Raw genomic sequence first — 11,347 nt, 5'->3', positions numbered from 1 at the left:
GTGTCGCTCGCTGCTCTGCACCCGCGCGCGCCCCGGCGGGGGCGCCGCCCCCCGCCGCCCCCGACCGCGCCCAACCCTCCCCGCGTCGCCCGCGGCCCCCCCCCGCGGCCGAGGGGTGACGGCCGTGCGGGCGAGCCGTCTCGTGACGGTGGCTCAGTGGTCGCCGCCCACCAGCCTGACCGCCCGATCGACCCCGGCCGCGTTCCTCGGCACCGGTACGAAGGAGCCACCGGCGTCGAACTTCAACAGCGTCACCTCGGCGTCCGCCGGGCCCGGTTCGTACCGCCCCACGTCCACCGCGTCGATCAGCCAGCGGTGCCGCTGTCCGTCACAGATCGCGTCATAGCCGCCGAGGCCGTGGCGCTCCCGGCCCTGGGTGAGGGTGACGAGCACGCTCGCCCGCGTGTACTCCACCCCTTCCCGGACGCATCGGTAGCTGCCGTACAGCGTGACGGACCCGTCCGGGGTGACGTCCCCGGTGCGGTCGATGGTCAGGTCGTCGGACCAGGGCAGGGGCAGACGCGACCGGCCGGGCCAGTCGTGTCCGGCGGGCGCGGCGTGGGCGGCCGGCGCCGCCATGAGAAGAACGGTAAGGGCGCCGAGGGCGCGGCGACGGTTGCGCATGGACGTACATACCTCCAGGGGCGGGAGTTCAGTTGCCCGTACAGCTACCGGGCGGCCGAACCCGTCCGGGGGAACGTCACCCCCGTGCGGCGTGTCCGGCACCGCCCAACGGGTGGCCGCCGGGCGCCCGGTTGACCCCACGGCCTCGCGACCGGACACCCCCCGTGACGCCCTTACGGTGCTCGCCCGCGTCCTTACGGTGCTCGCCCGCGTCCTTACGGGTGCTCACCCCTCCCGGGCCGCCCCCTCGACCGGCCCCTCGGCCGTCCCCTCCGACGGGGCCGCTCGAGGCCGACGTGCCCCGGGGCCGCCCCGCAGCCCCGGGGCCAGGGCCAGGGTGACGGCCACGGAGACCGCCGCCAGCGTGGCCATCGCCGCCGCCGGTGAGGTGGGCTGGGCCAGCGCGCCCGCGAGGGCGGCGGACACGCCCTGCATGGCGAGCATGCCGGAGGAGTGCAGCCCCAGGGCCTGGCCGCTCATCTCGTCCGGAGTCAGGGCCATCAGCCGCTGCTGGAGCGCCAGCGTGGCCGAGAAGCCGATCGAGGCGAGGGCGACGGCGGCCAGTGCGAGCGGCAGCGGCGGACGCAGCGCGAAGACCAGATACGGCGCGGCGAGCAGCAGCCGCAGGGGCGCCGCGAGCCGCTCCCGCCGGTGCGGCGGCAGCAGCCGTCCGGTGAGGAGGTCCCCCATCAGCATGCCGAGGGAGCCGACGGCGAAGAGCAGCCCGGCGTGCCGGGGGGCGTAGGGCACGAAGAGGGACTCACAGCCGACGATCAGCCCGTTGGGCACCCAGAGCGCGTAATAGACGTGCCGTCGGGGCGCCGAGGACCACAGCCGGGCGTTCACACGCCAGGTCTCGGCGACCGAGGGCCGTCCGCCGGCCCGCGCCGGACGCCCGCTCAGGCCGACCCGGGCGGTGGCCCCGGCCAGCGCATACAGCCCGGCGGCGATGAGCAGGGTGCCGCGCGCCGAGAGGGCGGTCACCAGGAGGCCACCGGCCGCGTATCCGCCGATCTGCATGGTGCCGCCCGACATGTTGAGCACCGAACGGCCCAGCAGATAGCCGTCCTTGGGCAGGATCTCGGTGAGCAGTCCATAGCGGACGGCCCCGCCGAGGGAGGCCGCCGCGCCCAGCCCGAACACGATGGCGAGGACGGCCGCCACGGGCAGCCCGGGGAGGGCCAACGCGGCGGTCCCCAGGGCGAAGAGCGCCGACAGCCCGGACAGCGCGGCGCGCGGCGGCAGCCGGTCGGCCGCCGACAGCAGCGCCAGCGCGCCCGCCACCTGGGCGAGCGAGGGGCCGAACATGCTGAGCGCGGAGAGCAGCGGTGAGCCGGTCGCCGCGTAGACCAGGGTGCCGAGGGCGAGGCCGCTCGCCGTCGAGGCGGCCACCTGGGTGGCGGAGACCAGGAACAGCGGGGTGAACTCCGGGACCCGGAACACTTCTCGATAAGTGCGCATGGCCTTCAGGCTCGGGAGTCGCCGCGCGGCGGCGTTAATGTTTCGCGCGGACGCGAAACGATGCGGAACGACACGGAACGACGCGCGACCACGGGGTGGCGGCGGGGGTGGCCGGATGGGGCTGTGGCTGGTGGACGCGGACACGCTCGCGGGCGGCCGGTTCGTCCGCTCCGCCCTGGCCGAGACCACCGCCGCTCTGATCACCCTGGAGCGGGCGAGCGCCGCGCACCCGGGCGAGCGGGCCTGGCTCGACGCCCATCTGCCCGCCTACCGGGCGCGGTTGGCCGACGACCCGGTGACCGCGCTGCTCGTACGGGCCGCGCTGGGCCGGACCTGGCTCGCGGACTTCCTCACCCAGGCGCCGCCCAGCGAGGGCGAGCCGTCCTTCGAGGAGGAGCTGGCCCGGATCCGTACGACGGCCCCCGCCGCCGCCCGCTCCGACCTCACGGTCTCCCTGGGCCGCGCCCCGCTCCCGGCCGCGCTGCGCCGCGACGATCTGCCGGGGCTCCTCGCGGAGCTGCTGGAGTGGGTGTGGACGGAAGCCGTACGGCCCACTTGGCCGCGCCGCCGCCGGATCATCGAGGCCGACGTGGTGGCGCGCACCGGGCAGGTGAGCCAGGGCGGCTGGGCGGCCGTCCTGGACGGCATGCGGCCGGGGATGCGCTGGCTGGGCGGCAGCCGGTTGCAGATCAACGCCCACGACAACCCGCCGCGCGCGGTCCACGGCGCCCAGCTGCTCTTCGTCCCCGTCACGCCCGTCACCGGCTGGGTCTCCTGGGACGCGCCGCACCGCTACGCCGTGGTCTACCCGTGCGCCGGTGTCCTCGCCGGGTCCGACCCGCGACCGGCCGCCGACCCCCTCGCCCGCCTCCTCGGCCCGGCCCGCGCGAGCGTCCTGTACCTCCTCGACACCCCGAAGAGCACCACCCATCTGGTGGCCCTCACCGGCCAGACCCTGGGCTCGATCGGCCGCCATCTGCGTGTCCTGCGCGAGGCCCATCTGGTCCGCAGGCGCCGGGCGGGGCGTTCGGTTCTGTACGACCGGACAACGGCGGGCGAGGTCCTGGTGAAGGCGCAGCGTGGCGGCGGGTAGTGCGGGCGCCGCAACGAACATCCCGATAGGTATGTCGTCCAGTGCGATGATCGGTCATGATGGTTCTTGATCGGTCATGATGAGTTGTCACGTTCGAACGTCATTCGCCGCACAACCATTGACACCCCTGACGGGCGCTTACTACCGTCACGTCAACATTTCGAACGAGTGACGAAATATCGAACATCGCGAAGGGTCGATTGCTGTGCGCATCACCGGTATCAGTACGCATGTCGTCGGCACCCCCTGGCGCAATCTCACCTATGTGCAGGTCCATACGGACGAGGGGATCACCGGCGTCGGCGAGACCCGCATGCTCGGGCGGACCGATGCGCTGCTGGGCTATCTGCGTGAGGCCGAGACCAATCACCTCGCAGGGTCGGACCCGTTCGCGGTGGAGGACCTGGTCCGGCGGATGAAGTACGGCGACTACGGCCGGGCGGGCGAGATCGTGATGTCCGGCATCGCCTGTGTGGAGATGGCCTGCTGGGACATCAAGGGCAAGGCGCTCGGGGTGCCCGTCTGGCAGCTGCTCGGCGGAAAGGTGACGGACCGGGTCAAGGCGTACGCCAACGGCTGGTACACCGTGGAGCGCACGCCCGAGGCGTTCCACAAGGCGGCCTCCACGGTGGTCGAGCGCGGCTACCGGGCGCTGAAGCTGGATCCCTTCGGCACCGGCCACTTCGAGCTGGACCACGCCGAGACCCTGCACTCGCTCTCCCTCGTGGAGGCCGTACGGGACGCGATCGGCCCGGAGACCGAGCTGCTGGTGGAGATGCACGGGCGGTTCAGCCCGGCGACCGCCGTAAGGATCGCGGGCGAGCTGGAGCGCTTCCACCCGTCGTGGCTGGAGGAGCCGGTGCCGCCGGAGAACCTCAAGGCGCTCGCGAAGGTCGCGGAGAAGACGCGGCTGCCGATCGCCACGGGCGAGCGCATCCACGACCGGATCGAGTTCCGCGAGCTGTTCGAGTCGCAGGCCGCCGACATCATCCAGCCCGACGTCGGCCACATCGGCGGCATCGGCGAGACCCGCAAGCTGGCCGCCACCGCCGAGACCCACTATGTGCTGATCGCCCCGCACAACGTGGGCGGCTCGGTGCTGACCGCCGCGTCGCTGCAGGTCGCCGGCTGCACCCCGAACTTCAAGATCCTGGAGCACTTCAACGACTTCGCCGACGCGGAGATCAAGAAGGTGGTCAAGGGCGCCCCGCAGGTCGTGGACGGCTACTTCCAGCTCTCCCACGAGCCCGGTCTCGGCGTGGAGCTGGACACCGACGCGGCGGCCGAGTTCCCCCAGCAGCAGGCCCACTTCGACCTGTGGGCCGAGGGCTGGGAGAAGCGGGACCCGAAGGGCGGACGGCAGTGACCGCGCTCGTCCTCGACGCCCCCGGCGCGTTCCGTCTCGTCGAGACCGGCACCGCCGCCGAAGCGGCCCCGCCCGGCCCCGGTGACGCGCGGGTGCGGGTGCACGCCTCCGGGATCTGCGGCAGCGACCGCGAGCTGTACCAGGGCAACCGGCCCGAGGGGTACGTCCGCTACCCCGTCACCCCCGGCCATGAGTGGTCCGGGACGGTCGAGGCGGTCGGCGCGGGCGTCCCGGAGGCACTCGTCGGCCGTAAGGTCGTCGGCGAGGGGTTCCGCAGCTGCCAGGTGTGCGACCGCTGTCACGCCGGGGACACCACCTTGTGCACGGCCGGGTACGAGGAGACCGGCTTCACCCAGCCCGGGGCGATGGCCGACACCCTGGCCCTGCCCGCCCGGCTGCTGCACCCGCTGTCCGACGACGCCGACCTGGGCGCGGCCGCGCTGCTGGAGCCCGCCGCGTGCATCGCCGCCGCCGCGCTCAAGGCCCGGGCCCAGCCCGGTGAGCGGGTCGCGGTGGTCGGCACCGGCACGCTCGGCATGATCGCGGTGCAGTTCCTCGCCGCCGTCTCCCCCGCGCGGCTGCTGGTGGTGGGCACCCGCCCGGACCGGGAGCGGCTGTCGCTGTCCTTCGGCGGCACCGAGTTCCGCACCCGGGACCAGCTGTCCGACCAGCTCTCGGGCTATGACGTGGTGATCGAGACCGCCGGATCGGCCTCCGCCGCCCGTAGCTCCGCCTCCCTGCTGCGCCGGGGCGGCCGGCTGGTGCTCACCGGCATCCCGGCGGCGGGCGCGGAGGGTCTGGACCCCACCGATCTGGTGGTCCGCCAGATCGAGGTGCAGACCGTCTTCGGGGCCCCGCCCGCCGCCTGGGCGCACGCCGTACGGGTCTTCGACGCGGGGCTGCTGAGCCTGCGGCCGCTGGTCACCCATGAGCTGCCGCTGACCGACTTCGCCTCGGCGATCGAGCTGGTCGGCAGCGGCGATCCGGCCGTCGGCAAGGTGCTGCTGCGTCCGCAGGGCCTCGACTAGCGCATATGTGAGACCTCCCTGTGCCAAACCTCGCCGCGTCAAGCCTCCCGCCCCCGACTCCAGTCGTCCCCCCAGCCTTTCGGACCCGACTCCAGTCATCACACCAGTCCTCCCGACCGTCTCTAGTCATCACCCCAGCCCCACCCGGACAACGATGTCCTGGGCAGCACCAGCCGGACGCCGAACCACCGGCCATCACTCCACAGGGAGCACCGTGACCGCCGCCTCACCCGCCTCTTCCGGCCCCCGCCGCCCCGCCGACGCGGCCCTCGCCTCGCTCGGCCACGCCGCGCCCGCCCCCGACCCCGCCGACGCCTCCGCGCACGCCTTCCCCGACGGCGGCACCTGGCGCACCGAGGTCCCCTCCGTCGAGGGCCCGGAGGCGCTGGCCACCGTGTTCAAGGAGGCCGGGCGGCTGGATGTGCCGATCCACCGGATCAGCCAGGGCAGCGGCGTCTGGATGCTCACCGATGCCGAGATCACCGAGATGGTGGAGTGCTGCGCCGAGCGGAACGCCGAGCTGTGCCTGTTCACCGGCCCCCGCGGCACCTGGGACATCGGCGCCGCCACCCGCTCCGACTCCGGCGGCGGGGGCTTGCGCGCCCGTGGCCATGACGCGGTTGCCGGTTGTGTGGAGGACGCGCTGCGCGCGGTCTCGCTGGGCGTGAAGTGCCTGCTGGTGGCCGACGAGGGGGTGCTGTGGCTGCTGAACCGGCTGCGGGCGCGCGGCGACCTGCCCGCGGACACCACCTTCAAGCTGTCCGCGCTGGTCGGCCCGGTCAACCCGGCCTCGTTCGCGGTGTACGAGCAGCTCGGGGCCGACTCCATCAACATCCCCTCGGACCTGACGCTGGAGCACCTCACCGAGATCCGCCGGGTCTCCCGCGCCCCGATGGACTTCTATGTCGAGGCCCCGGACGACCTCGGCGGCTATGTGCGGCTCTATGACACGGCGGAGCTGATCCGGCGCGGTGCCCCCATCTATCTGAAGTTCGGGCTCAGCAAATCCCCGGGGATCTACCCGTACGGCGCCCAGCTGCGCGACGTGGCGCTGGGCAGCGCCCGTGAGCGAGTGCGCCGCGGGCGGCTCGTGCTCGACCTGCTCACCCGGCTGGGCGCGGACGGCGGGATGTCCCCGCTCGGCTCCCGGCTGCCGGGTCCGCTGCGGCGTTTCACCGCCGACGCGGACCTCCCCAGTTCCTGAAGCAACGACGCCCCAGGGAAGGACCCCAACACCATGCGCACGGTAAGAGGAGCACGAGCCGCGGCGATAGGCGCCGGCCTCCTCGCGCTCTCGCTGACCGCCACGGCCTGTGGCCAGGAGGCGGTCGGCGGCAGCCGGTACAAGAGCGAGGAAAAGGGAGGCACGATCGGCATCGCGATGCCGACGAAGTCCTCCGAGCGGTGGATCGCCGACGGCCGGAACATGGCCAAGCAGTTCCAGGCCGCGGGCTACAAGACGGACCTCCAGTACGGCGAGGACGACGTCCGCACCCAGGTGTCCCAGATCGAGAACATGATCACCAAGGGCCATCGGCTGCTGGTGATCGCGCCGATCAACGGCGGGGCCCTCTCCGACGTCCTGAAGCAGGCCCATGAGGCCAACATCCCGGTGATCTCCTACGACCGGCTGCTCCTGGGCACCAAGAACGTCGACTACTACGCGACCTTCGACAACGAGAAGGTCGGCAGGCTCCAGGGCCAGTACATCGCCGACAAGCTGGGGCTCTCCAAGGGCCGCAAGGGCCCGTTCTCCATCGAGCTGTTCGCCGGGTCCTCGGACGACAACAACACCAAGTACTTCTTCAACGGCGCCATGAAGGTGCTCAAGCCGTACATGGACAAGGGCGAGCTGGTCGTCCGCTCCAAGCAGACCAGTCTCAACCAGCTCTACACCGAGAAGTGGAGCGGCAGCGCCGCCCAGGACCGCATGGAGGACCTGCTCAACAAGGCGTACAGCAGTCGCGATGTCGACGCCGTGCTGTCGCCGTACGACGGCATGTCCATCGGCATCCTCTCGGCGCTCAAGGGGGTCGGCTACGGCACCAAGTCCAAGCCGTACCCGGTGGTGACGGGTCAGGACGCCGAGCTCGCCTCCGTGAAGTCCATTTTGCGGGGCCAGCAGATGCAGACCATCTACAAGGACACCCGCAAGCTGGCGAAGGCCACCGTGGCGATGGCGAAGGCGGAGCTGACCGGCGGAAAGCCCCCGGTCAACGACACCAAGTCGTACGACAACGGTGAAAAGGTCGTGCCGACCTTCCTGCTCAACCCGGTCAGCGTCGACAAGTCCAACACGCAGGTGCTGGTCGATCAGGGTTACTACACCGCGTCGCAGCTGAAGTAGGGCGGTACCGGGCTATGAGCACCATTCTCGAATTGCGTTCCATCACCAAGACGTTCCCCGGTGTCAAGGCGCTCTCCGATGTCAATCTCCGTGTCCGCCAAGGCGAGATCCACGCCCTCTGCGGGGAGAACGGCGCGGGAAAGTCCACCCTCATGAAGGTGGTCAGCGGGGTCCATCCGCACGGCAGCTACGAGGGCGAGATCCTCTTCGACGGCGAGTCGAGCGCCTTCAAGGACATCCGCGCGAGCGAGCAGCGCGGCATCGTCATCATCCATCAGGAACTGGCGCTGATCCCCTATCTGTCCATCGCCGAGAACATCTTCCTCGGCAATGAGCACTCCCGGCGCGGCCTGATCAGCTGGAACGAAACCCTCAGACACGCCACCGCACTGCTCAAGCGGGTCGGTCTGACGGATTCTCCGCAGACCCGCGTCACCGATATCGGCGTGGGAAAACAGCAGCTGGTGGAAATCGCCAAGGCGCTCTCCAAGGAAGTGAAGCTGCTCATCCTGGACGAGCCGACCGCGGCGCTCAACGACGAGGACAGCGGAAAGCTCCTCGATCTGCTGCTGGAATTCAAGGCGCAGGGCATTTCCTGCATCCTGATCTCCCACAAGCTCAATGAGATCCGCCGGGTCGCCGACTCCGTCACCATCCTGCGCGACGGCCAGACCATCGAAACCCTGACCGTTCGGGAGACCCCCGAGGCCGACCCCGAGATCTCCGAGGACCGCATCATCCGCGGCATGGTCGGCCGCGACCTCGACCACCGCTTCCCCGACCGCACCCCGTACGAGGGCGAGGACGCCTCCGAGGTGGCCCTGGCCGTCGAGGACTGGACCGTCCACCACCCCATCGACCAGCAGCGCAAGGTCGTGGACGGGGTGTCGCTGAACGTACGGCGCGGGGAGATCGTCGGCATCGCCGGGCTCATGGGCGCCGGCCGCACCGAGCTCGCCATGAGCGTCTTCGGGCGGGCGTACGGGCGGTACGCGGGCGGCCGGGTGTTCCGGGACGGCGAGGAGGTCCGCACCCGCACCGTGCCGGAGGCGATCGACCACGGCATCGCGTACGTCACCGAGGACCGCAAGCACTACGGGCTCAACCTCGAGGACACCATCAGCCGCAATGTCTCGCTCTCCTCGCTGACCAAGGTGGCGCGCCGCGGCGTGGTCAACGAGCACGAGGAGTCACGGGTCGCCGAGCGGTTCCGCACCACCATGAACATCAAGGCGCCCACGGTGTTCGAGCCGGTCGGCCGGCTCAGCGGCGGCAACCAGCAGAAGGTCGTCCTCAGCAAGTGGATCTTCGCGGGCCCCGAAGTGCTCATCCTCGACGAGCCCACCCGTGGCATCGACGTCGGGGCCAAGTACGAGATCTACACGGTCATCAACGATCTGGCGGCCCAGGGCAAGGCCGTCATCTTCATCTCCTCCGAGCTGGGCGAGCTGCTGGGGATGTGCGACCGGATCTACACGATGGCGGCCGGGCGGCTGACCGGGGAGGTTCCCCGGGCCGAGGCGACGCAGGAAGTTCTGATGCGCCACATGACGAGGGACAGAGGAGACGAAGGATGAGCACGGCCACCCAGAAGACCGAGAGCCCGGCCCCACCGCCGGCCGAGGGCTCGCCCAGCGTCGGGACGCTGCTGCTGCAGGGCCTGCGGTCCAATATGCGGCAGTACGGAATGCTGGTCGCGCTCGCCCTGATCATCGTCATCTTCCAGATCTGGTCGGACGACATCCTGCTGCGGCCGCTGAACGTCACCAACCTGGTGCAGCAGAACGGCTATATCCTCATCCTCGCGATCGGCATGATGATCGTGATCATCGCGGGGCATATCGATCTGTCGGTCGGCTCACTGGTCGCCTTCATCGGCGCGGCCGCCGGCGTCATGATGATCAAACACGATCTGCCGTGGGGCCTCGCGGTCGTCCTCTGTCTGCTGCTCGGCGCGGTGGCCGGGGCCTGGCAGGGCTTCTGGATCGCCTACATAGGCATTCCGTCCTTCATCGTCACCCTGGCCGGAATGCTGGCCTTCCGCGGCGGCACCCAGATCCTGCTGGACGGTCAGTCCCTGTCGCCGTTCCCCGACGGCTTCGAGAAGATGAGCACCGGCTTCATCCCGGAGATGGGCCCGTACACGGAGTACCACAACCCCACGATGGTGATCGGCCTCGTGGTCTGCGCCGCCGCCGTCTGGCAGGAGTGGCGCGCCCGGCAGCAGCGGGCGGCCTATGAGCTGGACGTGGTGCCGCTGGGGCTGTTCTTCGTCAAGTGCGCCGCGATCGTGGCCGCGGTGATGGCGTTCACCATGACGCTGTCCAGCTGGCACGGCGCGCCGTACGGGCTGCTGATCCTGGCCGTGCTCTTCGTCGTGTTCAGTTTCGTGATGCGCAACACCGTGGTCGGACGGCATGTGTACGCCCTCGGCGGCAACCAGCCGGCGGCCAAGCTGTCGGGTGTCCGGGACAAGCGCGTCACCTTCCTGGTCTTCGTCAACATGGGTGTGCTCGCCGCCCTCGCCGGTCTGGTCTTCGCCGCCCGGCTGGGCTCCGCCACCCCCAGCGCGGGCCTCAACTTCGAGCTCGAGGCCATCGCCGCCGCGTTCATCGGCGGCGCCTCGGCCAGCGGCGGTGTGGGCACGGTGCTCGGCGCGATCATCGGTGGTCTGGTGCTCGGCGTGCTCAACAACGGTATGTCGCTGGTCGGCATCGGCACCGACTACCAGCAGGTGATCAAGGGTCTGGTGCTGCTGGCCGCGGTCGGCTTCGATGTCTGGAACAAGCGCAAGGTCGGGTCGTAACCCATCAGCTGTCCCCCAAGGATCTAGCCTTATGGAGCCGCATATGACCACGAGCAGACGCACGGTGATCACGGCGGCGGCGGCCGGACTGGCGGCCTCGGCCGCCACGACCGGCACCGCCCACGCAGCAGGCGGAGGGGACTCCGCGGGCAAGGGAGGCGCGGTGAAGGAGCACTTCGGCACCCTCGCGGACGGCACACCGGTCGACCGCTGGACGATCGAAAACGGCCGCACCCGGCTGCGCGTGCTCAGCTACGGCGGCATCGTGCAGGCCCTGGAGATCCCCGACCGCCACGGCCGCCGCGCCAATGTCTCGCTCGGCTTCGACGACCTGGACTCCTATGTGGCGGACAGCCCGTACTTCGGCGCCCTCATCGGCCGCTACGGCAACCGCATCGCACGCGGCACCTTCACGCTGGACGGCAAGAAGTACCAGCTGCCGATCAACGACGGGCCGAACAGCCTGCACGGTGGCGACAAGGGCTTCGACAAGCGCGTCTGGTCCGTGGAGCCGTTCCGCAAGGGCGCGGACGTGGGGGGGGGCCCCCCCCCCCGGGGGGGCCGCCGCGAGATGGGGGGTCCCCGGCACCGCCACCAGCGGTGTGGGGAACACCACCACCGC

9 protein-coding genes and 1 pseudogene are annotated in these 11,347 nt (G+C 70.9%); 8 read left to right on the top strand and 2 right to left on the bottom strand.

Annotation, left to right across the window (positions count from 1 at the left end; all coding sequences use genetic code 11):
* Positions 1-153 precede the first annotated feature (153 nt).
* Positions 154-624, bottom strand: coding sequence for a DUF6299 family protein (locus ACFXB5_RS02290; protein ID WP_385201568.1), 471 nt, complete (start codon positions 622-624; stop codon positions 154-156).
* A gap of 225 nt (positions 625-849) precedes the next feature.
* The gene (locus tag ACFXB5_RS02285) at positions 850-2,085 is read right to left on the bottom strand and encodes an MFS transporter (protein WP_385201566.1); all 1,236 of its coding nucleotides are present in this window, start codon (positions 2,083-2,085) and stop codon (positions 850-852) included.
* 115 nt (positions 2,086-2,200) lie between these two features.
* Between ACFXB5_RS02285 and ACFXB5_RS02280 the strand changes: the two genes are divergently transcribed.
* The 8 genes and pseudogenes from ACFXB5_RS02280 to ACFXB5_RS02245 all read left to right on the top strand — a co-directional run.
* Positions 2,201-3,178 carry an ArsR/SmtB family transcription factor gene (locus ACFXB5_RS02280; RefSeq protein WP_385201564.1) on the top strand — a complete coding sequence of 326 codons (978 nt, stop codon included), beginning with the start codon at positions 2,201-2,203 and terminating at the stop codon, positions 3,176-3,178.
* Positions 3,179-3,383: 205 nt separating this feature from the next.
* The gene (locus tag ACFXB5_RS02275; protein ID WP_201855533.1) at positions 3,384-4,544 is read left to right on the top strand and encodes a mandelate racemase/muconate lactonizing enzyme family protein; all 1,161 of its coding nucleotides are present in this window, start codon (positions 3,384-3,386) and stop codon (positions 4,542-4,544) included.
* A complete protein-coding gene (locus ACFXB5_RS02270) occupies positions 4,541-5,572 on the top strand; it encodes a zinc-binding dehydrogenase (RefSeq protein WP_385201561.1) in 1,032 nt (343 codons plus the stop codon). Before ACFXB5_RS02275 ends, ACFXB5_RS02270 begins: the two co-directional genes overlap by 4 nt.
* Before the next feature lie 214 nt (positions 5,573-5,786).
* Positions 5,787-6,776, top strand: a complete 990-nt coding sequence (locus ACFXB5_RS02265) for a hypothetical protein (protein ID WP_385201559.1) — start codon at positions 5,787-5,789, stop codon at positions 6,774-6,776.
* A gap of 33 nt (positions 6,777-6,809) precedes the next feature.
* A complete protein-coding gene (gene chvE, locus ACFXB5_RS02260; protein WP_385201557.1) occupies positions 6,810-7,919 on the top strand; it encodes a multiple monosaccharide ABC transporter substrate-binding protein in 1,110 nt (369 codons plus the stop codon).
* A 14-nt stretch (positions 7,920-7,933) separates the two neighbouring features.
* Positions 7,934-9,496, top strand: a complete 1,563-nt coding sequence (gene mmsA / locus ACFXB5_RS02255; protein WP_385201556.1) for a multiple monosaccharide ABC transporter ATP-binding protein — start codon at positions 7,934-7,936, stop codon at positions 9,494-9,496.
* On the top strand, positions 9,493-10,725 hold the full coding sequence (mmsB, locus tag ACFXB5_RS02250) for a multiple monosaccharide ABC transporter permease (RefSeq protein ID WP_385201555.1): 1,233 nt from the start codon (positions 9,493-9,495) through the stop codon (positions 10,723-10,725). Before mmsA ends, mmsB begins: the two co-directional genes overlap by 4 nt.
* Positions 10,726-10,768: 43 nt before the next feature.
* Positions 10,769-11,347: pseudogene (locus ACFXB5_RS02245) on the top strand (hypothetical protein); the annotation flags it as partial.

Source organism: Streptomyces sp. NPDC059455 (assembly GCF_042750115.1).
GTDB lineage: Bacteria > Actinomycetota > Actinomycetes > Streptomycetales > Streptomycetaceae > Streptomyces > Streptomyces endocoffeicus.
This window is presented reverse-complemented; position numbering and strand designations above follow the sequence as displayed.